The sequence below is a fragment of the Pseudogemmobacter lacusdianii genome (assembly GCF_030848395.1).
In the GTDB taxonomy this organism is placed as follows: Bacteria; Pseudomonadota; Alphaproteobacteria; order Rhodobacterales; family Rhodobacteraceae; genus Pseudogemmobacter; species Pseudogemmobacter lacusdianii.
Window position 1 is genome coordinate 18,661 of the sequence record NZ_JAVDBT010000005.1, and the last position, 19,988, is coordinate 38,648.

20 protein-coding genes are annotated in these 19,988 nt (G+C 62.0%); 14 read left to right on the plus strand and 6 right to left on the minus strand.

Features of this window, described 5'->3' with window-relative positions:
- Window positions 1–59: 59 nt before the first annotated feature.
- Window positions 60–1,415: an oxygen-independent coproporphyrinogen III oxidase gene (hemN, locus tag Q9295_RS06100; protein WP_306679632.1), complete on the minus strand. Its 1,356-nt coding sequence runs from the start codon at window positions 1,413–1,415 to the stop codon at window positions 60–62.
- Between the two features lie 65 nt (window positions 1,416–1,480).
- Here hemN and fnrL point away from each other — a divergent pair, with 65 nt between their 5' ends.
- The gene (gene fnrL / locus Q9295_RS06105; protein ID WP_306679633.1) at window positions 1,481–2,227 is read left to right on the plus strand and encodes a transcriptional regulator FnrL; all 747 of its coding nucleotides are present in this window, start codon (window positions 1,481–1,483) and stop codon (window positions 2,225–2,227) included.
- Window positions 2,228–2,426: 199 nt separating this feature from the next.
- On the opposite strand, the gene Q9295_RS06110 is transcribed toward fnrL, so the two are convergent.
- Window positions 2,427–3,272: a universal stress protein gene (locus tag Q9295_RS06110; protein WP_306679634.1), complete on the minus strand. Its 846-nt coding sequence runs from the start codon at window positions 3,270–3,272 to the stop codon at window positions 2,427–2,429.
- Window positions 3,273–3,524: 252 nt separating this feature from the next.
- On the opposite strand from Q9295_RS06110, the gene ccoN reads away from it, so the two are divergent.
- From ccoN to ccoS, 8 genes are all read left to right on the plus strand, one after another.
- Window positions 3,525–5,132, plus strand: a complete 1,608-nt coding sequence (ccoN, locus tag Q9295_RS06115) for a cytochrome-c oxidase, cbb3-type subunit I (RefSeq protein ID WP_306679635.1) — start codon at window positions 3,525–3,527, stop codon at window positions 5,130–5,132.
- 15 nt (window positions 5,133–5,147) lie between these two features.
- A complete protein-coding gene (gene ccoO / locus Q9295_RS06120) occupies window positions 5,148–5,897 on the plus strand; it encodes a cytochrome-c oxidase, cbb3-type subunit II (protein WP_306679636.1) in 750 nt (249 codons plus the stop codon).
- Window positions 5,898–5,907: 10 nt separating this feature from the next.
- The gene (locus Q9295_RS06125) at window positions 5,908–6,102 is read left to right on the plus strand and encodes a cbb3-type cytochrome c oxidase subunit 3 (protein WP_306679637.1); all 195 of its coding nucleotides are present in this window, start codon (window positions 5,908–5,910) and stop codon (window positions 6,100–6,102) included.
- Between the two features lies 1 nt (window position 6,103).
- Complete coding sequence (gene ccoP / locus Q9295_RS06130; RefSeq protein ID WP_306679638.1) at window positions 6,104–6,982, plus strand: cytochrome-c oxidase, cbb3-type subunit III; 879 nt, start codon at window positions 6,104–6,106, stop codon at window positions 6,980–6,982.
- 174 nt (window positions 6,983–7,156) lie between these two features.
- A complete protein-coding gene (ccoG, locus tag Q9295_RS06135) occupies window positions 7,157–8,614 on the plus strand; it encodes a cytochrome c oxidase accessory protein CcoG (protein WP_306679639.1) in 1,458 nt (485 codons plus the stop codon).
- Between the two features lies 1 nt (window position 8,615).
- Complete coding sequence (locus Q9295_RS06140; RefSeq protein WP_306679640.1) at window positions 8,616–9,068, plus strand: FixH family protein; 453 nt, start codon at window positions 8,616–8,618, stop codon at window positions 9,066–9,068.
- Window positions 9,069–9,072: 4 nt separating this feature from the next.
- Window positions 9,073–11,289 carry a heavy metal translocating P-type ATPase gene (locus Q9295_RS06145; RefSeq protein ID WP_306679641.1) on the plus strand — a complete coding sequence of 739 codons (2,217 nt, stop codon included), beginning with the start codon at window positions 9,073–9,075 and terminating at the stop codon, window positions 11,287–11,289.
- Window positions 11,289–11,447: a cbb3-type cytochrome oxidase assembly protein CcoS gene (gene ccoS, locus Q9295_RS06150; RefSeq protein WP_306679642.1), complete on the plus strand. Its 159-nt coding sequence runs from the start codon at window positions 11,289–11,291 to the stop codon at window positions 11,445–11,447. Before Q9295_RS06145 ends, ccoS begins: the two co-directional genes overlap by 1 nt.
- A gap of 129 nt (window positions 11,448–11,576) precedes the next feature.
- Here the strand turns inward: ccoS and Q9295_RS06155 are convergent, their stop codons facing one another.
- A complete protein-coding gene (locus tag Q9295_RS06155) occupies window positions 11,577–13,625 on the minus strand; it encodes a serine hydrolase (protein WP_373457431.1) in 2,049 nt (682 codons plus the stop codon).
- A gap of 211 nt (window positions 13,626–13,836) precedes the next feature.
- Complete coding sequence (locus tag Q9295_RS06160) at window positions 13,837–14,529, minus strand: HAD family hydrolase (protein WP_306679643.1); 693 nt, start codon at window positions 14,527–14,529, stop codon at window positions 13,837–13,839.
- A 264-nt stretch (window positions 14,530–14,793) separates the two neighbouring features.
- Here Q9295_RS06160 and clpS point away from each other — a divergent pair, with 264 nt between their 5' ends.
- From clpS to Q9295_RS06175, 3 genes are read left to right on the plus strand one after another with little or no spacing between them, the layout of a single operon-like run.
- A complete protein-coding gene (gene clpS / locus Q9295_RS06165; RefSeq protein ID WP_373457436.1) occupies window positions 14,794–15,165 on the plus strand; it encodes an ATP-dependent Clp protease adapter ClpS in 372 nt (123 codons plus the stop codon).
- A gap of 24 nt (window positions 15,166–15,189) precedes the next feature.
- On the plus strand, window positions 15,190–16,170 hold the full coding sequence (locus Q9295_RS06170; RefSeq protein WP_306679645.1) for a class I SAM-dependent methyltransferase: 981 nt from the start codon (window positions 15,190–15,192) through the stop codon (window positions 16,168–16,170).
- Between the two features lie 26 nt (window positions 16,171–16,196).
- The gene (locus Q9295_RS06175; protein WP_306679646.1) at window positions 16,197–17,009 is read left to right on the plus strand and encodes an SDR family NAD(P)-dependent oxidoreductase; all 813 of its coding nucleotides are present in this window, start codon (window positions 16,197–16,199) and stop codon (window positions 17,007–17,009) included.
- Here the strand turns inward: Q9295_RS06175 and Q9295_RS06180 are convergent, their stop codons facing one another.
- Window positions 17,010–17,414 carry a hypothetical protein gene (locus Q9295_RS06180; protein ID WP_306679647.1) on the minus strand — a complete coding sequence of 135 codons (405 nt, stop codon included), beginning with the start codon at window positions 17,412–17,414 and terminating at the stop codon, window positions 17,010–17,012.
- A 142-nt stretch (window positions 17,415–17,556) separates the two neighbouring features.
- On the opposite strand from Q9295_RS06180, the gene hemF reads away from it, so the two are divergent.
- Window positions 17,557–18,423 (plus strand): oxygen-dependent coproporphyrinogen oxidase, encoded by an 867-nt coding sequence (hemF, locus tag Q9295_RS06185; RefSeq protein ID WP_306679648.1) that lies wholly within the window; start codon window positions 17,557–17,559, stop codon window positions 18,421–18,423.
- Window positions 18,424–18,584: 161 nt separating this feature from the next.
- Window positions 18,585–18,947: a hypothetical protein gene (locus Q9295_RS06190; protein ID WP_306679649.1), complete on the plus strand. Its 363-nt coding sequence runs from the start codon at window positions 18,585–18,587 to the stop codon at window positions 18,945–18,947.
- Between the two features lie 116 nt (window positions 18,948–19,063).
- Here Q9295_RS06190 and Q9295_RS06195 read toward each other — a convergent pair whose 3' ends face one another.
- Window positions 19,064–19,963 carry an EamA family transporter gene (locus Q9295_RS06195; RefSeq protein ID WP_306679650.1) on the minus strand — a complete coding sequence of 300 codons (900 nt, stop codon included), beginning with the start codon at window positions 19,961–19,963 and terminating at the stop codon, window positions 19,064–19,066.
- Between the last annotated feature and the right edge of the window lie 25 nt (window positions 19,964–19,988).

Sequence of the window (19,988 nt, forward strand, 5' to 3'; positions counted from 1 at the left end):
ATTGCCCGACCTAAGCCCGGCAATCACGCAGATTTTGTCGATTTCCCCGCCGCCTTTCGTCAGATCGCGGCGGAGTGCTGGGCCTTATTGGGATCATAGGCGTCAAAGGCGCGCGCGATGATCCGGGTCAAGGGGCGTGCGGGTTCAGGGATCGAGAACACTCCGTCTTGCAGATTGACCATCTCGCCAAAGGGGGCGGCGGCTTCGGCAAAGAGCTCATCAAGCCAAACCGGATCGGCGTCGTGATCACGGGTAAGCTCGGCGCGGTCAACGCGGAAGTCACACATCAGCGCCTCAATGATCCGGCCACGCAGCCGGTCGTCGCCGTCGAAGACATGGCCGCGATGGGTGCTGAAGGCGCCCGACCGGATCGCCTTGGTATGGGCGGCGGTGGCCGAGGCGTTTTGCGCATAGCCTTGCGGGAAACGGCTGATCGAGGAGGCGCCAAGCCCGATCAAGGCCTGCGCTTGATCATCCGTATAGCCTTGGAAATTGCGCCGCAGTTGGCCTGCGCGCAGGGCTTTCGCCATACCATCCGAAGGTTTGGCGAAATGGTCGATGCCAATCTCATCATAGCCGGCTTCGACAAACATCTGCCGCGCAGTCTCGAAAAGCTGCAACCGTTCTTCCGGCGTTGGCATGGCATGCGAGGGGATCATCTGCTGGCGTCGGCTCATCCACGGCACATGGGCATAGCCGTAAAGCGCCACCCGATCAGGCGAGAGGCTGAGAAGCTGGCGCACCGAGGCGCTGATCCGCTCGGGCGTTTGATGCGGCAGGCCGTACAAAATATCGGCGTTCAAGGATTGCACGCCCCGCACGCGGATGGCCTCGGCCACATCGCGGGTCAGGGTGTAATCTTGGATCCGGCCAATGGCCTTTTGGATCAGCGGATCAAAGTCCTGCACCCCAATCGAGGCACGGTTCATCCCTGCCGCAGCCAAAGCATCCAGCCGCGCATCATCAATCTCATTGGGATCGATCTCTACCGAGAACTCACCGCCCGGAGCCATAGGCGCCACGGCAAAGATCGCCTTTGCCAAAGCGCTGATCTCGGCGGGAGGCAGGATGGTGGGCGTGCCGCCGCCCCAATGCAACCGCGAGAGCCGCACCCCAGGTGGCAGATGCCGGGCAAGGAGGGCGATCTCGGTCCGCAGCGTCTGAGCGTAAGCGATGACGGGATCGTCGCTCGAGGTGCCCTGCGTGCGGCAGGCGCAGAACCAGCACAACCTGCGGCAGAAGGGGACATGAACGTATAGGGAGATCTCGGCCCCTTCTGGGATCGCTTCAATCCAATCGGTGAACCTTTGCGGATCGACGCCGCCTGCAAAATGCGGGGCGGTTGGATATGAAGTGTAGCGCGGCACCCGCGCGTCAAAAAGTCCAAGTCGTACGAGTTGCTTGTCGAGTGTCATAAGGCTAGCTTTAGCGGCGTCGGGGGGCTGGATCCTTGATGCAGATCAAGGGGCGTGAGGAAGACATGGCACTGCAGATCGCCACTGGCGCTTTGGTTGAATGCGGCGATTGTCCGATCCGGCATCGTGCGGTCTGTGCCAGATGCGAAACCGACGAGCTCTCGACGCTGGAGCATATGAAATACTACCGCGGCTATGAGGCGGGGCAGACCATTGTCTGGTCTGGCGATCGGATGGATTTCGTGGCCTCGGTGGTCAGCGGCATCGCGACGCTGACCCAGACGATGGAAGACGGGCGGCGGCAGATGGTGGGGCTGTTGCTGCCGTCGGATTTTGTGGGGCGTCCGGGGCGCAACACGGCGGCTTATGATGTGACCGCCACCACCGATGTGGTGATGTGCTGCTTCCGCAAAAAGCCTTTCGAAGACATGATGCGCAAAACCCCGCATATCGCCGAGCGTCTGCTTGAGATGACGCTGGATGAGCTGGATGCGGCACGCGAATGGATGCTGCTTTTGGGCCGCAAGACCGCGCGTGAAAAGATCGCCTCGCTGATCGCCATCATCGCGCGGCGCGACGCCTCGCTGCATCTGCGACCGGTCGGGGGGAACCTTGCAGTGACCCTGCCGCTGACGCGCGAGGAAATGGCCGATTACCTCGGGCTAACGCTTGAGACGGTGAGCCGGCAGATCTCGGCGCTGAAGCGCGATGGGGTGATCAGCCTTGAGGGCAAGCGCCAAGTCACCATCCCCGATTTCGACCGGCTGGTGGAAGAGGCGGGCGATGACAATGACGGCGGGATGCTGGCTTGAGCCACGGCAGGCGGGGCATTTTGCCCGGCGCGGTTTTTCCAACAAGACCTTCCTTCCTGCGGGGACATAAGTTCTGAAAGGGGGGGCTTTCTTTCAGAACTCTAAATATCCCCGCCGGAGGCATCCGCCCGCCGGTTGCGCGGCACGCGCAGAGGCGGGCTTAAAAAGAACGCAGCCGCTTTGCGGCTGCTCTGCTGGATCAATGCGCCATGAAGACCGGCAGCTCGGCCTGTTCGAGCATATTGCGGGTGGCACCGCCCAAGATGGCTTGGCGGAAGCGCGAATGGCCGTAAGCGCCCATCACCAAAAGATCCGCCCCCGCATCGCGGCAAGCGCGGTGCAGCACGTCCGAGATCCGCGGTAGGCTGCGCGCCAGCACCGACACTTCGGCCCGCACGCCGTGGCGCACCAAAAGCTGGCAAAGCTGGCCGCCGGGATCCGAGCGTTCCGCCCCGCGTGGTGAGGGATCAACAACGGTGATCGTCACCTTCTCGGCCTGTTTGAGCAAAGGCAACGCGCGGCGGGTGGCGGTCAAAGCCTCACGGCTTTGGTTCCAAGCCAGCATGATGCGCTTTGGCCGAGCGGCGGGAAGGCCGCTCTCCGGCACCACCAGCACCGGCGCCATACCGTCAAATAGCGCGGCCTCGAGCACGGCCTCGGCCTCGGGCGTTGCCGGACTGCCATAGGGTTTGCCAAGCACCACCAGATCAGCATAGCGGGCATGGGCGGCGACAAGTTCTGTCAGCCCGCCCAAGGGGCAGATCGCGGTTTCAACGCTAGAGCGCAGGCCAAGGGGGTGCGCGGCGAGCGCGGTTTCGGCCAAAGCGCGATGGGCCCGCGCCTCGGCCTCGGCGCGCTCAAGGCCAAGGCGCAACATCGCCACCCCGGCGCCAAGGGCTGCGTAATCCACCTGATTGGGGTCGATCCCCAAGGCCAGCGCCTCAAGATGCGCATCGGCATTTTGGCACAGCTGCGCGGCAGCCGCGAGGGCGGCGGGGCTGCGCTTGGTCTCGGTCACCACGGTGAGAATCGATTTGTAAGCCATGCGAGGCCCTTTCGGCTGCGATGCGTCTGAACCTCATGCTGAACCCGCCAAAAAGCTTGCGCTTTGATCCGCATCAAACGGACCGGCGCATCGTGTTGATGCAGATCAAGGAATGATCCCGCGCGCCTGCGCATAAGCGGGCTGTCGAGCCACCCGCCGGCGCCTCATTTCGCATGCCTTTCGAAGCTTCGGCAGCAGGGGCACCCGAGGGGTGCAGATCCAAGGCGGGTCAAGAAGTCGAAGGGACCGAACATGTGGGATTACCTCAAGCTGATCGTGCTGGGCGCGATTGCGGTGCTGGCCGCAATTGCGGCCAATTACGCGCGCGATCTGGCGTTCATGCTGAATGCGATCGAGGTGATGGTGGTTGCCACCATCGCCTTTCTTTGGGTGCTGCGCGGGGTGGGAGAACCCAAGCGCGTCAATCAAGGAGAATACAATGACGGGCTGATCCGCTGGGGGGTCTTTCTGACCACCTTCTGGGGCATCGTTGGCTTTCTGGTCGGCGTGGTCATCGCCGCGCAGCTGGCTTGGCCTTGGCTCAACTTTGAGGCTTTGCAAGGCGTGGGCAACTTTGGCCGTTTGCGGCCCTTGCACACTTCGGCGGTGATCTTTGCCTTCTGTGGCACCGCGCTCATCACCTCGGCCTTCTATGTCGTGCAGCGCACCTGCGCCGTGCGGCTTTGGGGCGGCTCGGCTTTGCCGAACTTCGTTTTCTGGGGCTGGCAGCTGGTGATCCTTCTGGCCGCGACCTCTTACGTCTTCGGCGGCAGCCAAGGCAAAGAATATGCCGAGCCCGCTTGGCACATCGACATCCTGATCACGGTGGTTTGGGTTGGCTTCCTTGCCATCTTCGCCGGCACGATCATGAAGCGCCGTGAGCCGCATATCTATGTGGCGAACTGGTTCTACCTTGCCTTCATCATCACCATCGCGATGCTGCACCTTGTGAACAACATGGCGGTGCCGGTGTCGTTCTTCGGCTCGGCCTCGGTGCAAGTCACCTCTGGCGTGCAAGACGCCATGATCCAATGGTGGTATGGCCACAACGCCGTGGGCTTCTTCCTGACCGCCGGCTTCCTTGGCATGATGTATTACTTCGTGCCGAAACAGGCCGAGCGTCCGGTCTACAGCTATAAGCTGTCGATCATCCACTTCTGGGCGATCATCTTCCTTTATATCTGGGCCGGTCCGCACCACCTGCATTACACCGCTCTGCCGGAATGGGCTTCGACCCTTGGCATGGTCTTCTCGATCATCCTGTGGATGCCGAGCTGGGGTGGCATGATCAACGGTCTGATGACGCTTTCGGGCGCATGGGACAAGCTGCGCACCGATCCGGTTATTCGGATGATGGTGGCGGCAGTGGCCTTCTATGGCATGGCGACCTTTGAAGGTCCGATGATGTCGATCAAGGCGGTGAACTCGCTGAGCCACTATACCGACTGGACCATCGGCCACGTGCATTCCGGCGCTTTGGGCTGGAACGGGCTGATCACCTTTGGCCTTTTGTACTATCTGACGCCGCGCCTGTGGAACCGCGCCGGGCTTTACAGCCTGCGGTTGGTCAACTGGCACTTCTGGCTCGCGACCATCGGCATCGTGCTCTACGCGGCTTCGATGTGGGTCACGGGGATCATGGAAGGTCTGATGTGGCGTGAAGTTGATGCCAATGGCTTCCTCGTCAATGCCTTCGCCGACACGGTGGCAGCGAAATATCCGATGAACGTGGTGCGGACTTTGGGCGGGCTGATGTTCCTCTCGGGTGCTCTCATCATGGCCTACAACCTCTGGATGACGGTCAAGGCTCAGCCGGCGAAAGCCGCGGTGAATGCCAATGACCTTGTCCCGGCTGCATAAGGAGAGGGGACAGCAATGGCTCTTCTAGACAAACACAAAGCGATTGAGACCCACGCGACGCTGCTGATGGTGCTGGCCTTTTTGACCGTCACCATCGGCGGGCTGGTGCAGATCGTGCCGCTTTTCTATCTGGAAAACACCATCGAAGATGTGGACGGCATGCGGCCCTACACACCTTTGGAACTGGCGGGCAGGCAGATCTACATCCGTGAAGGCTGCGCGGTCTGCCACAGCCAGATGATCCGCCCGATGCGCGATGAGGTGGAGCGTTACGGTCACTACTCGCTGGCGGCGGAGTCGAAATACGACCACCCGTTCCAATGGGGATCGAAGCGCACTGGGCCGGATCTGGCCCGGGTCGGCGGGCGCTATTCGGATGAATGGCACCGTGACCACTTCTTCGATGCCAAATCCGTGGTGCCGGAATCGGTGATGCCGCCCTATGGCTTCCTCTTCAGCGCTAAGCTGGATGGCGAGGATATCGGCGATATGGTGAAGGCCAATGCGATGGTCGGCGTGCCTTATACCGAGGAGATGATCGCCGAGGCCAAGGCCGACTTCAGCGCCCAAGCGGACCCCAATGCTGACAGTGATGGCTTGCAGGCGCGTTACGGCGCGGCGGCTTTCCCCGGCGGGCGCGACGTGAATGTGCGCAACTTCGACGGCCAGCCGGGCATCACCGAGGCCGATGCCTTGATCGCCTATATCCAAGTCTTGGGCACGATGGTCGATTTCTCGACCTTCCTGCCTGATGCCAACCGCTAAGGGGTAAGCCATGGAATTTTATACCTTCCTGCGCCACCTCGCCGACAGTTGGGGGCTTCTGTTCATGACGCTCTTCTTCGTCGGCTCCTGCCTGTGGGTGCTGCGTCCCAGCAGCAAAGCCCTGCATGCCGAGGCTGCCAATTCGATCTTCCGCGACGACAGCGCTCCCGCGGAAGCCAAACCTTCCGCTGGTAAGGAGGCGTAAGATGTGCGCCAAAAAAGTGACGAAGCCGCCGCATGAGGTGCCGACGACGGGGCATGAATGGGACGGCATTCAGGAATACGACAATCCGATGCCGCGCTGGTGGGTGTGGATTTTCTACGCCACCATCATCTGGGGGATTGGCTACACGGTGGCCTATCCGGCTTGGCCTTGGCTGAACGGCGTCACCCAAGGCGTCTTGGGCTATAACGCCCGTGAGGCGGTGGCGGCGGATATCGCGCAGATGGATGCGACCAATGCGGCGGTGAAGACGCAACTGGTCTCGGTCGATCTGAATGCGATTGGCGAGGATGAGGCTTTGGCCAGCTACGCCAGCCGTGCCGGCGCTGCCGTCTTCAAGACGACCTGCGCACAATGCCACGGGGCAGGGGCGGCTGGGGTGCAAAGCCTTGGCTATCCGAACCTTTTGGATGACGACTGGCTTTGGGGCGGCTCGATGGAAGAGATACATCAGACCGTCGCACATGGCATTCGCAGCACCACCGACGCCGAGTCTCGCTATTCTGAGATGCCGAAATTCGGCACCGACGGCTTGCTGGAGAAAGCCCAGATCGCTGAGGTCGTGGAATATGTCCTGCAAATCTCGGGCCAAGAGCATGACGCCGCTTTGGCCAGTGCTGGGGGCACGGTCTATGCCGACAACTGCTCGGCCTGCCATGGTGCCGCCGGTGAGGGCGACCGCAGCCAAGGCGCGCCGAAGCTGACCGATGCGGTTTGGCTTTATGGCAACAGCCGTGAGGCGATCAACGACTCGGTCTCGAAAGCGCGCTTTGGCGTGATGCCGGAATGGGCGGGCCGTCTGACCGAAGACCAAATCCGCGCGGTTTCGTTCTACGTCCACTCATTGGGCGGCGGCGAATAAGCCAAGAAAATCAAACGGCGGCGCGTTAAATCGCCGCCGTTTTTCATTCCACCCATGCCCAGCTTGGCGCTGCGATAAAATCCGCATCGCAGATGAGGAAATTGACCCAAGTCAAGGTTTTGCACCGCCGCTTGGCGCAAAAGAGGGCAACAAAGCCCGCCCGGAGACTGTCTCGTGAGTAGCCCTGATACCCAACCGCCCTCGCTTTACGCTGCGCGCGAACCGATCTTTCCGCGCCGGGTAAAGGGGGCGTTTCGCAATTTGAAGTGGTGGATCATGGCGGTGACGCTGGGGATCTACTACATCACACCGTGGTTGCGTTGGGACCGCGGGCCAAGCCTGCCAGACCAAGCCGTGCTGGTCGATATCGCGCATCGGCGGTTCTTCTTCTTCATGATCGAGATCTGGCCGCAGGAGTTTTACTTCGTCGCCGGCCTTTTGATCATGGCGGGGCTGGGGCTCTTCCTTTTCACCAGCGCCTTGGGCCGGGTTTGGTGCGGCTATGCCTGCCCACAGACCGTCTGGACCGATCTTTTCATCCTTGTCGAGCGCTGGGTCGAGGGTGACCGCAACGCCCGCATTCGGCTGCACCGCAAGGAGTGGGATCTGGAAAAGGCCCGCAAACGTGCAGTGAAATGGACGCTTTGGCTGTTGATCGCTGCCGCGACCGGCGGCGCTTGGATCTTCTATTTCACCGATGCACCGCAGCTTTTGCATGATCTTTTGCATCTGCAAGCGCATCCGGTGGCTTGGATCACCCTGTTTGTGTTGACCGCCACCACCTTCATCTTCGGCGGCTTTGCCCGCGAGCAAATTTGCATCTACGCCTGCCCTTGGCCGCGCATCCAAGCCGCGATGATGGATGAGGATACGCTGACCATCGGCTACCGCGACTGGCGGGGCGAGCCGCGCGGCAAGCAAAAGACCGAAGGCACCGGCGATTGCATCGACTGCATGGCTTGCGTCAACGTCTGCCCAATGGGCATCGACATCCGCGATGGCCAGCAACTGGCCTGCATCACCTGCGGGCTTTGCATCGATGCCTGCAACGACATGATGGACAAGATCGACCGCCCGCGCGGGCTGATCGGCTACCTCGCCCTGACCGATGAGACGGCCGAGCGCGCAGGCAAAAAGCCGATCTCGGTCTGGAAGCATGTGCTGCGTCCGCGCACGCTGCTTTACACCGCGCTTTGGGCGACGGTGGGGGTGGGCCTTGTGGTCGCCTTGTTCCTACGCAGCGAGATTGACTTCAACGTCACCCCGATCCGCAACCCGACCTTTGTGACGCTTTCGGATGGGGCGATCCGCAACAGCTATGACCTGCGGCTGCGCAACAAGCATGGCGAGGCGCATTGGTTTGAAATCTCGGCCAGCTCTGACGCTGGACCGTTCAAAATGGCCTTGGAAGGCGAGCCGGGGCTGCGGCTGAAGGTTCCAGCCAATGAAACCAAAGCGGTGCGGCTTTATATCACCGCCCCCGCTGGCAGCTCGGCCGCCACCACGCCGCGCATTCCTTTGCGGATTTGGGTTGAGGATCTGGGCGACCAGCCGGGATCTGAGGTGACAGCGCCGCAGCCCGCGCGCGAGCGCGTTGCACAAGACACCATCTTTAATGGCAGAGGACACTGACATGGCCGAGATCACAGGACGCAAAGTGGCAGCGGTGATGTGCGGTGCCTTTGCCATCATCATCGGTGTCAATCTGGTGATGGCCTTCCAAGCTGTCAGTACATTCCCCGGGCTTGAGGCCAAAAACACCTATGTGGCGAGCCAAGAGTTCGACCAGCGCCGCGACGCACAAGAGGCTTTGGGTTGGACGGTCACGCCAACCACCGCGCCCGGCCTTGTGACCTTGTCGATCACCGATGCCGCAGGGGCTCCGGTCGAGGTTGGCGCGATGGATGTGCTGATCGGTCGCCCGACCTCGGCCCAAGATGATGTGACACCGGTCTTCACTTACGCAGGCGGCGTTTATGAGGCGCCGGTCAATTTGGGCACGGGGCAATGGATGGTGAAGCTGACCGCCTTTGCCAAAGATGGCACCCGCTTTGAGCAGCGCTTCAACTTCTACGTTAAGGGCTAAGGCCATGTCGCTTGCAGAACCCGATCACGGCAGCTTTGGCGGCGGGCTTTCGGCCTGTCCGGCCTGTGTGGCAGCCCCTTCGGCGGAACGCATTGCCCAGATCAGGGCGCAAAAGCCGGCGCGGATCATGCTGTCTTTGCCGGCAGCCCATTGCGCCGCTTGTATCTCGACCGTTGAGGCGGCGCTGGCGCGGGCGCCCGGCGTCACCTCGGCCCGGCTGAACCTGACACAAAAGCGCGCTTTGGTGGAAGCCGAGCCACAGGTCACGCCCGATGATCTGATCGCGGTGCTGAAATCGGTGGGCTATGAGGCTTATGAGCTGGACGCGGGGGCTCTCTCGGCCACCGAAGCCGACCGCACCGCGCGCGATCTCTTGATGCGGCTGGGCGTGGCGTTCTTCTCGATGATGAACGTCATGCTGCTCTCGGTTGCCGTGTGGTCAGGGGCTGATGCGGCGACGCGCGATATGTTCCACTGGCTTTCCGGTGCGATCGCGCTGCCGACGGTGATCTTCAGCGGACAGCCCTTCTTCCGCTCGGCTTGGGCCTCGCTGCGGGTGGGGCGGGTGGGGATGGATGTGCCGATCTCATTGGCGCTGATCCTTGCCTCGGGGATCTCGCTTTATGAGACGATCCATTCCGGCCATCACGCCTATTTCGATGCCGCCGTGATGCTGTGTTTCTTCCTGCTGATCGGGCGGTACTTGGACTATCGCACGCGCGCCATTGCCCGCTCGGCCGCTGAAGAGCTGGCGGCATTAGAGGTGCCCCGCAGCATCGTTTTGCGCGACGGGGTTGAGGTGATGACCCCCACCGCCGAGGTTAGCCCCGGCGATCTGGTGTTGGTGCGGCCCGGTGCGCGGGTGCCGGTGGATGGGGTGGTCACACAAGGCACGTCAGAGCTGGATCGCAGCTTGTTGACGGGCGAAAGCCTGCCGGTCTTCGCCGAGGAGGGGGCCGAGGTTTCGGCGGGTGAGGTCAATCTGACTGGGCCTTTGGTGCTGCGCGTGACGGCGGCGGGCAAGGATTCAAGCCTGCACCGCATGGCTGATCTGGTCGCTGTGGCCGAGGCCGCCAAGACCCGCTACACCAGCCTCGCCGAGCGCGCCTCGGGCTATTACTCGTCTTTGGTGCATGTGTTGTCCTTCGCCGCCTTGGCCTTTTGGATGTGGCAGACCGACGGCGATGTGCGCTACGCGGTGAATATCTCGGCGGCGGTGCTGATCATCACCTGCCCCTGCGCTTTGGGGCTGGCGGTGCCTGCCGTGGTGACCGCAGCCTCGGGGCGGCTGTTCCGCAAAGGGCTATTGATCAAGCAAGGCACGGCTTTAGAGCGGTTGGCCGAGGTGGACACGGTGGTCTTTGATAAGACCGGCACGCTGACCCTTGGCACGCCCGAGCCGACCAATCTTGAGACGCATTCGCCGCGGGCGCTGTCACTGGCTTTGGCCTTGGCCGAGGCGTCGTCGCACCCCTTGGCACGGTCTCTGACCGATGCTGCCCGCGCGCGTGGCATTGTCCCGGCAGCGGTCGAGGCTCTGCGCGAAGTGCCGGGCTATGGGATTGAGGGGCATTGGCAGGGCCAGACGCTGCGACTTGGCCGTGCGGCTTGGTGCGGCGCCGATCCGGCCTTGGTTGCTGAGACCGCAACATGGCTTTCGCTGGGGGAGGGGGCCGCACCTTTGGCCTTTACCTTCACTGACCGCCCGCGCCCCGGTGCAGATCTGGCCGTCTCGGCGCTGATCAAAGCGGGCAAGCGGGTGATCCTGCTGTCGGGCGATGCCGAGGCGGCAGTGCGCGCCACGGCCGAGCGGTTGGGGATCAGCGAATGGGCCTCGGGGCAGTTGCCGGCCGAGAAGTCGGCGCGGGTCTCTGGGCTGATGGCCGAGGGGCACCGGGTGTTGATGGTGGGTGACGGTCTGAATGACACGGCTGCATTGGCAGCGGCGCATGTCTCGATCTCGCCCGCTTCGGCGCTGGATGCGGCCCGCGTTGCCTCGGACATCGTGCTTTTGGGCCAAGACATGGCCCCGATCGCAGATGCGGTGCGCATTTCTGGCCAAGCCAGCCGCCGAATCGTTGAGAATTTCATGATTTCGGGCGGCTATAACGTGGTCGCAGTGCCGCTTGCATTGGTCGGGATGGCGACACCACTTGCCGCTGCGCTGGCTATGTCTTTGTCCTCGATCACCGTCTCGTTGAACGCATTAAGGCTGAAATAATGGACGTTTTGGGTATCCTTATTCCGGTGTCTTTGTTCCTTGGTTCTCTGGGCTTGATCTTCTTCGTCTGGGCCATGCGCAATCGCCAATATGACGACCCAGAAGGCGATGCCAATCGCATCCTGACGCAGGATTGGGACGATCGCCCGATGCCATAATCCGCTTATGGGGCGGGGCTGGGCCAAGGGGCTTGCGCCAAACGGGCCGCGTTTGGCCAAAGAAAAACCCGAAGCGGGTCAGCCGCTTCGGGTTTTTTCATGCAGGTTTTTGTCGCGAAGGGTCGGGGGTTAGCCGCCAATCGTCTCACAAGGCACGCCGCGCGCCTTCATCCGGCGGCAAGCAAGATTTGCCTGATCCGACGTCAGCCCCATGAAGTTGGCGTGATAGGCATTGCCCGATTGCGAGATCTTGCGCAGACCGTCGTTCAGCGTGGCGCTTTCCACCAAAGCCAGCTTCAAAAGCTCGCGCTCTGCCTGCGGGCGCGAGTTGTATTTGCCGATGTTCACCCCGAAATGCCGCCCGCCCGAGGTCGATTTCGAGATCACCACCAGCTCTTCTTCCGGCACTTCCGCAGCGGCCAAGGCGACCTCTTCGGCGGGAGCGGATTCAAAGATTGGCGCGTTGCGGGTGGGTTTGGCAGCCTCTGCCGCCAGGGCTACCTCAGGGGCCGAGGTGACGGCGGCGACGGTTTGCACCGCTTCAATGCGCGGGGTTTCCATTGCCGGGGCCTCGATCATCGTCTCGATCCTGGGCTCGATTGCAGGGTCTGCAGCGGCCAGTTCAACGGTCTCTGCGACAGGCGGAGCGACGGGTTCAGTGACCAGCTCAAAGGGCAGCTCTTCAGCCAGTTGCGCTTCAGCCAGCTGCACTTCGGCTGCCGGGGGGGCATCGGGGGCAAGGCTCTCGGGCCGCGCTGCGGGGCGCAGACCGGCCAGCGTCGGGTCCGTTGCAAGCTCTGGCGCCGTTTCGCCAGCAGGATCAGCCGCGGCCAGAGCCACAGCCTGCGCGTCAAGTGTGCCTTCGGCGGCGGATTCTCCGATCTGTGGTGCTTCAATCACCGGGGCGAGATTGGCGTCCAAAGCGGCCAGGGCCAAAGCTTGCGCTTCAAGCGAAGCCGGAGGCGGCGGGGGCGCTTCAGAGGCGGCAACAGCGAGAGCGGGCTCTTCCACAGCTGCGGCTTCGGTGGCGCCATTTTCCATCGCAAAGGCCTGCGCATCCAGCGTGCCGGCGGGCGGCGGCTCTGCCATCGCTTCGCCCAAGGCATCCTCGACGCTGGCGGCAATCGCCAAGGCAACGGCGTCGGGCACGATCTCTTCAGGCGCAGCTTCGGCCACCATCACCGGCGCGGCAGCCGCGGGGCGGATCTTCGGACGTGGCGAGCTGAGCACGCCCCCCGAGACGCGGATGGTTTTGCCAGCACCGCCCTCGGCATCGGGCACATCGATCTCGGCCGGCGCTTGCGCGATCAGCGCCTCTTCAGGCACCGGGGCAGCATCGGGCCGCCGCTCGCGGGCATTGTTGGGGGCGGCATCGAAGCCGATATCCATCAGTTCGCGCATCTTGGCATTGCGCTGTGCGGTCGAGGTGCCGCCAAACACGGTTGCAATGATGCGCTTCTTGCCGCGCTGCGCCGAGGCGGTCAGGTTAAAGCCCGCAGCGACCGTATAGCCGGTTTTGATCCCGTCCGCGCCTTCATAGGCATCAAGGAAGCGGGTGTTGGTGTTGTTCACCTTGGCAATGCCCGCATCGGCGCTCCGGCGCGAGAAGATGTTGTAATATTGCGGGAAGTCATAAAAGAGGTGTCGGCCCAGCAGGTTCATATCGCGCGCACTGGACAGATGACCTTCCTGCGTCAGCCCGTGGGCATTCTTGAAGGTCGTGTTCTTCATCCCAATCGCCCGAGCGGTTTTGGTCATCCGCTTGGCAAAGGCTTCGTGGTTGCCGCTGATATGGTCGCCCAAAGCCGCAGCGGCATCATTGGCAGATTTGACCGCAGCGGCCCGGATCAGATAGCGCACGGCGATCTTTTGCCCGGCCTTCAGCCCCAGCCGCGACGGCGGTTGCGAGGCGGCATATTTCGACACGGTGATCCGGTCGTCCAAGCTCAGCCGCCCGGCCTCGATCTCTTGGAAGACGACGTAAAGCGTCATCATCTTGGTGAGAGAGGCGGGGTGCAATCTGGTGTCAGCGTTGCGCTCGTAAAGCACTTTGCCCGAACGGGCGTCCATCACGATCGCCGCATAGGGCGCGGCCTGAGCCGGATGCGACAGGACAAACGCCGACAGTGCGACGACCATTAAAAGATTACGGGTTAACCGTTCGAGAAGCGATGCCACGTCGCCTGTCCCTTATGCCTGTAAGCGGGCCCCATTCGCTGAGACCTCATTTCTGCCAAGCTCACGCTAGCACAGGGTGTGCATTGGGAAAACCAGTAATTTCCAAGGGGTTTTGGGCTTGACTTCATCCAGTGGCCGAACTGCCGCAGGTTCGTTTTGGGCGGGGAAGATGTGGGGGCAGGTCGTCGTTGCCCCGCAAACTATGGGGGAATCACCTAGTGCTGCGCACGAACTCGGGCAGGGTAGAAAGGTCAGCCATGCTGGCATAGCGCGGATGGCCTTGCGGCTCATCGGCGGATTCCAGCGCCCATGTCACCCCATGTGGCACATAGACGCCGAAGCCCCCGGCCTCGATTGCCGGAATCACATCAGATTTTAGCGAATTGCCGACCATCAGCGCCTGCTCGGGGCCGGTTCCATGCCGGGCGAAGACGTTTTGATAGGTTTGGGCCGTCTTATCTGAGACGATTTCCACCGCATGAAAGAGATCCCCCAGACCCGATTGGGCCAGTTTGCGCTCTTGATGCAGCAAGTCACCCTTGGTGATCAGCACGATTCGGTGGCTTTGGGCCAAAGCTTCCACCGCGTCGCGGGCATGGGGCAACAACTCGACCGGATGGTCCAGCATCGCACGACCCGAGCCAAGGATTTCTGAGATCACCGAAGCGGGAACGCGCCCTTCGGTCACCTCGATCGCGGTTTCGATCATCGAAAGGGTGAAGCCTTTGACGCCAAAACCGTAAGCGCCGATGTTGCGCCGCTCTGCCTCAAGCAGCCGCTCGGACAAGTGCTGAGGTTCGGCATGATCGCGCAAGAGATCGGCAAAGCGTTCTTGCGTCAGGCGGAAATAGGCCTCGTTTTGCCAAAGCGTGTCGTCGGCATCAAAGCCGATGGTGGTCAGCATCTGGAGCGCTCCCTTTGGCAACGGCTGCGGCAGCTTTGCTCTTTGCCTTTCGCAAGCGTGCCTTGCAATCCCGCCCCTTTTCGTCGGCCCAAAATGGTCTATATTCTTGCCTGATCTTTCCGACGGTCGGTCCCATCGCGGGCCCGGTCGCGGCGTGCCAATTTCTGCCATGTGCTGCAGCCAAGCCGTGCTGCCCGTGACCGCCGTTACAGCCTTATGGAGCTAGCCTTGACCCTGCGCCCTGTCAGACTGACGAAGACCAGGCTGACCCAAGCCCGCCGCACACTTCCTTGGACGGCTGCGGCTGAAGGCGATGATGCGCCAGGTGCGCCGGGCAATGGGCAAGACACCTCGCTACTGGCCAAGCCCAAGCCGAAGACGCAGCGGCCTCCGATGTATAAGGTCTTGCTTTTGAACGATGATTACACGCCGATGGAATTCGTCGTGCATATCCTTGAGCGGTTCTTCGGCCTGACCCATGCGCAGTCTTTCGACATTATGCTGACGGTGCATAAGAAGGGTCTTGCGGTGGTCGGCGTCTTCAGTTTCGAGGTGGCCGAGACCAAAGTGGCGCAGGTGATGGATTTCGCCCGCCGCCATCAGCACCCGCTGCAATGCACGATGGAAAAGGAATAGGGCCGCGCGGCCCTAGGGTAAAACATGCAATCCGAACGACTTGAACGGGCGCTACAGGATGGTCTGTGGGCGCTGCCCGAGGGCAGAACCGCGGTCTATCGGCCGCGGATCGGGGATGATCTCTCGGCCTTGCCGAAAGAGCGCGTCGTCGTGTTGACCGGCTTCAAGCCCGATCACGACCATTTCGCCGCCCTTGGCTATGCGGTGGAGCCGGCCGCGCCTTACGCGGCGGCGCTGGTCTGTCTGCCACGGGCCCGCGCCCATGCCCGCTCTTTGCTGGCCGAGGCTTCGGCGGCAGTGGTCCCCGGCGGATCAGTGGTGTTTGATGGCCAAAAGACTGATGGGGTTGAGGCGATTATCAAGGAATTGCGTGGGCTTGTGGCTTTGGGTGAGGTTTTGTCCAAAGCCCATGGCAAGCTGGCAAGCTTCCCCGCTGGGCCAGAGCTGGCCCATTGGTCAGGCCAAGAAAGCCAGATCGAAGACGGTTTTGTCACCCTGCCGGGTGTTTTCTCGGCGGATGCGGCAGACCGTGGCTCGATGCTGCTCGCCAGCCTTTTACCCGCCAAGCTGGGTCCAAAGGTGGTCGATTTGGGGGCGGGTTGGGGGTACCTCAGCCGCCAAATCTTGGCGCGGGACGGCGTCAAACGGTTGGATCTGGTTGAGGCGGAGCGCGATGCGCTGGATTGTGCGCGGCGCAATGTCGATGACCCACGGGCGCAATTCCATTGGGCTGATGCGCTGAAATTCCGGCCCGAGTCGCTGGTGGAGACCGTGGTGATGAACCCGCCCTTCCACACCACCCGCACCGCCGAGCCGACGCTGGGGCTGGCCTTCATCGCCGCCGCGCGCAAGATGATGGCGCCCGATGGCGTGCTATATATGGTCGCAAACCGCCATCTGCCCTATGATGATGCGCTTGAGGCCGCCTTCCTGACGGTTGAACAAATCGGTGCGGACAGTGCCTTTCGAGTGATGCGGGCGGCAAAGCCTCGGCGGAAGAGCTGACACAGAAAAGTTAAGGCAGGGTTATCATGTCTCTTTCGGTTTCCGGCAAAACCGCCATCGTTACCGGGGCCGCCAATGGCATTGGCCTGGCCATCGCGCGCCACCTTTTGGACAAAGGTGCGCGGGTGATGTTTGCCGATGTCGATGAGGCTCGGCTGTTGGATGAGGTGGGCGAAGAGGCGCGCGCTGAGGGTGAAGTTCAGCTGTTTGCTGGGGATTTGACACAAAAGCTAACGATTGCGAACCTGCTCTCGGCCACGGTGGATGCCTTTGATCGTGTTGACATTTTGGTCAATGCAAGTCGGCGGTTCTGCACCTCGGACCCGTTGGTCCCCGAGGCGGATGCCGTCGATCTTTTGTTGCAGCAAAATCTGATGACGGCGCTGCGAATGAGCCAGATGACCGCGAGGCGCATGCTGCAGGCGGGCGAGAAGGCCGGGCTTGAGCCGGGCGCGCCGCTGGGATCAATCATTAACCTTTCGGGCATAGCTTCGGGGCGGACGCAGCAGGGGCTGATGGGCTATTCGATCGCTTCGGCAGCGGTGGAGCAAATGACGCGCAGCATGGCGGTCGAACTGGCGCCGAAGGGGATTAGGGTTAACGCGATCTCATTCGCTTCGGTGATGAGCGCAAGTTTGCAGGGGGCGCTGCGGGAGAACCCCGATTGGCGTGAGGCTTTGACGCAAGCAACACCGCTGGGCCGGATTGCGGGCCCGGATGAGTTGGCTGAGACGGTGCAATATCTCGCCTCGGACGCTGCCCGATTTGTCACCGGGCAGGTGCTTTGTGTGGACGGCGGGCGCGGGCTGATCGAGCGGGTCGCTGTCCCAGCCTATTGATTACTCAGGATATTGCGCCTTGCACTGTTGAACAACCTGCTGGGCGCTGCGCTGCAACTCAAGCCGCTTGTCTTGCAGTTGGGCCAGTTTGCGCGACTCAAGTTGAAGATCAATGGTCTTTGGCACCGTATAGGTCCGCTCGCGCACATCGGGGCAGGTCGCGCGGCGCGGGGGCTGCGGGTTGCCATTGGCATCGGGGGGCGAGGGCAGCAGGCAAGGCTCAAAGGCGCGGTATCTTTCCACCCTCTTTTCAAGGGCATAGCCGCGCTGCAGATTGCCTTGCGTCTCGGCGATCAACTGCTCGACCGTGCGCAAGTCGCGGGTGTTCCGCGCGATACACTGCTCTTGCGGCGTGCCGCAGGCAGTCAAAAGCGCAAGGAAGCTGAGGGGCAAGAGGCGTTTCATGGCGGGAACTCGCGACAGATGGGGCCTGAAAGACATTACGTTTCAACAGCCTATCCGGTTCCCGCGCTGATGCCAAACGTCGCGTTGGCTCCCGGCTTCTTGGGGTGATAGGGAAGGGGGAAGATGGCAGCAGGAGGCGGCGATGCAAGCGGATTTTGAGGCGCGGAAAGCGCAAGCGTCGGGGTGGTTTCACCAGTTGCGCGACCAAATTGTTGCAGCTTTTGAAGAGCTTGAGGCAAGGGCCACGCCTGAGGGCGAGACGCCTTGCCGCTTTGAGGTCTCTCCCACCACGCGTAAAGATGGTGGCGGCGGGCTGATGTCGGTGCTGCGCGGCGGTCGAGTCTTTGAAAAAGTGGGCGTGAATTGGTCGGCAGTTCATGGGCAACTTGCTGAAAAGGCTCAGAAAGCTATGGCGGCGCGCGGGGTGCCGGGCATGAGCGCCGATCCGCGCTTTTGGGCCAGTGGGATCTCGCTTGTGGCGCATATGGTTAACCCGCATTCCCCTGCGGTGCATATGAACACGCGGATGTTTTGGACGCCCGGCGCTTGGTGGTTTGGCGGTGGTGCCGACCTTAATCCTTGCATCGAATATGCCGAGGATACCGCGCATTTCCACGCCGAGATGCAGCGCGCTTGCGATGCGCATTCCGCCGATTATTACCCTCGTTTCAAGGCTTGGGCGGATGAATATTTCTTCATCCCGCACCGGGGCCGGGCACGAGGGGTTGGGGGTATCTTCTTTGATGACCACAACACCGGGGATTGGGACCGCGATTTTGCCTTTACCAAAGCGGTGGGTGAGGCTTTCCTTCCGGCCTTCTTGCCCGTCACCGAAAAGCGCCGTGGCACGGCCTGGTCCGAGGCGGATCGCGAGGCGCAGTTGATCCATCGCGGGCTCTATGCCGAGTATAATTTGGTCTATGATCGGGGCACGAAATTCGGCCTTGAGACCGGGCATGATGCCAATGCGGTGCTGATGAGCCTGCCTCCGATCGCGAAATGGTATTAACGCGGCGGGCGCAGCGGTCAGGTTTTGCCGCCGCGGCACCAGCCAAGTCTGGATAAGGTCTGTTTTAGGTATGGCTAAGGTATGGCAAAGGTCATGCCTTGGGTTTTGCGGCGGACGTTAACGAATAGGGCCTGCGGGTCCGGCAAATAGGGGTGCCTCAGATGGCCGATATTGATGTGATTGCGGCCTATGGCTCGGTCGTTGAGGATGATGAAGAGGGTCTGCTCTTCATCGGCTTTGCCGAAGGTGAGGATGAGGACGAGCCCTATGTGCTGTTCCGGCAGGCGCTGAGCGGCGGGCCGATTTGGCTGGAGATCGGCAGCGAGGAATTCGGTGCCGAGGATGCGGTGAGCCGGGTGATTGAGACCGCTTCGGGGATTGAGATCGTTCTGGACCCGGCGCAGGCGGCGAGCTTTGGCTTTGCGACCTCGGTCGGCGTGAAGATCGGGCCGGACTGCGAAGATGGCGCTGAGGCACTGGCGGCTTTGCGGGAGATGTTTGCCTCGGTCTGGCAAAAGGGCTGAAGGGTTAACGCTGCGGCCGGGTTAATAGGCGCGAAAGTGTCCCCGGCCAGCGCCCGAACTATGGGTGGGCGCTAGATTGCTCTGACAGCCAGACCCGGCTTTAGCCAGACCCCGCTTTAGATCGAGACCCGCATCAAAAGCGCCACGCCCAAAAGCAGGATGGCGATGCCGACCAATTGGCGCTGGGTGGTCTTTTGGCCAAAGGCAAAGCGCGAGACGGCGAGGGCGAAGATGACCTCGACCAAGGCCAAGGTGCGCACATTGGCGGCGGAAGTGAGCGAGAAGGCGATGAACCAAAAGGCCGAAGCCAGCGCGCCAAGGAAACCTGCGGCCAGCGAGGGGCCAAGGGCGGTGAAGCTGGCCAAAAGGGCGACGCGGTTGCGCAGCCAAAGATAGCCGCCAAGGATCACGGTTTGCAGCGCGAGCGACAAGGCCAGCGTGGTCAAAGCGCGGATCAGGAAGCTGCCCTCGGGGAGCGAGGTGATGCCGCCTCGGAAGGCGATGGCGGAAAGGCCAAAGGCGAAGCCCGCCGCAAGGCCCATCAGCGCCGGGCCAATCCCGGTCAGCATTTGCCGCCCCAAGCCCGGTTTCAGCGTCAGCACCAAGACGCCCGCGACGGCGACAGCGATCGCGCCCAGCATCGGCCAAGTCAGCGCATCGCCCAAGATCGCGTAACCGGCGATGGCCACGAGCACCGGCTCGACCTTGAGCCAAGCGGTGGTGAGGCCGAAGGATTGCGAGCGCATCACTTGGAGCATCATGGCGGTGCCAGCGATTTGCCCCAATGCTCCGGTCAGGGTCCAGCCGAAGGTCACGGCTGAGATCGACGGTAGGGGTTCAGCGCTGAACCAAAGCGCCAGCGCAAGGAAGAGGCAGGCGAAGGGCAGGCCAAAAAGGAAGCGGGTGTTGGTCGCGCCCAAAGTGCCAAGCTTCTTCGTCAGCCCCGATTGCGTGGCATTGCGTCCGGTCTGCGCGATGGCGCCGCCCAGAGCGATCCAAGTCCAAAGAGGCAGCATCGGTGGTTCCTAATGTGTCGTAAAG

What these genes read in the sequence shown, in the direction of transcription:
- hemN (WP_306679632.1), bottom strand. Translation starts at nt 1,415, where the DNA reads ATGACACTCGACAAGCAACTCGTACGACTTGGACTTTTTGACGCGCGG.
- fnrL (WP_306679633.1), top strand. Translation starts at nt 1,481, where the DNA reads ATGGCACTGCAGATCGCCACTGGCGCTTTGGTTGAATGCGGCGATTGT.
- Q9295_RS06110 (WP_306679634.1), bottom strand. Translation starts at nt 3,272, where the DNA reads ATGGCTTACAAATCGATTCTCACCGTGGTGACCGAGACCAAGCGCAGC.
- ccoN (WP_306679635.1), top strand. Translation starts at nt 3,525, where the DNA reads ATGTGGGATTACCTCAAGCTGATCGTGCTGGGCGCGATTGCGGTGCTG.
- ccoO (WP_306679636.1), top strand. Translation starts at nt 5,148, where the DNA reads ATGGCTCTTCTAGACAAACACAAAGCGATTGAGACCCACGCGACGCTG.
- Q9295_RS06125 (WP_306679637.1), top strand. Translation starts at nt 5,908, where the DNA reads ATGGAATTTTATACCTTCCTGCGCCACCTCGCCGACAGTTGGGGGCTT.
- ccoP (WP_306679638.1), top strand. Translation starts at nt 6,104, where the DNA reads ATGTGCGCCAAAAAAGTGACGAAGCCGCCGCATGAGGTGCCGACGACG.
- Q9295_RS06140 (WP_306679640.1), top strand. Translation starts at nt 8,616, where the DNA reads ATGGCCGAGATCACAGGACGCAAAGTGGCAGCGGTGATGTGCGGTGCC.
- Q9295_RS06145 (WP_306679641.1), top strand. Translation starts at nt 9,073, where the DNA reads ATGTCGCTTGCAGAACCCGATCACGGCAGCTTTGGCGGCGGGCTTTCG.
- ccoS (WP_306679642.1), top strand. Translation starts at nt 11,289, where the DNA reads ATGGACGTTTTGGGTATCCTTATTCCGGTGTCTTTGTTCCTTGGTTCT.
- Q9295_RS06160 (WP_306679643.1), bottom strand. Translation starts at nt 14,529, where the DNA reads ATGCTGACCACCATCGGCTTTGATGCCGACGACACGCTTTGGCAAAAC.
- Q9295_RS06170 (WP_306679645.1), top strand. Translation starts at nt 15,190, where the DNA reads ATGCAATCCGAACGACTTGAACGGGCGCTACAGGATGGTCTGTGGGCG.
- Q9295_RS06175 (WP_306679646.1), top strand. Translation starts at nt 16,197, where the DNA reads ATGTCTCTTTCGGTTTCCGGCAAAACCGCCATCGTTACCGGGGCCGCC.
- Q9295_RS06180 (WP_306679647.1), bottom strand. Translation starts at nt 17,414, where the DNA reads ATGAAACGCCTCTTGCCCCTCAGCTTCCTTGCGCTTTTGACTGCCTGC.
- hemF (WP_306679648.1), top strand. Translation starts at nt 17,557, where the DNA reads ATGCAAGCGGATTTTGAGGCGCGGAAAGCGCAAGCGTCGGGGTGGTTT.
- Q9295_RS06190 (WP_306679649.1), top strand. Translation starts at nt 18,585, where the DNA reads ATGGCCGATATTGATGTGATTGCGGCCTATGGCTCGGTCGTTGAGGAT.
- Q9295_RS06195 (WP_306679650.1), bottom strand. Translation starts at nt 19,963, where the DNA reads ATGCTGCCTCTTTGGACTTGGATCGCTCTGGGCGGCGCCATCGCGCAG.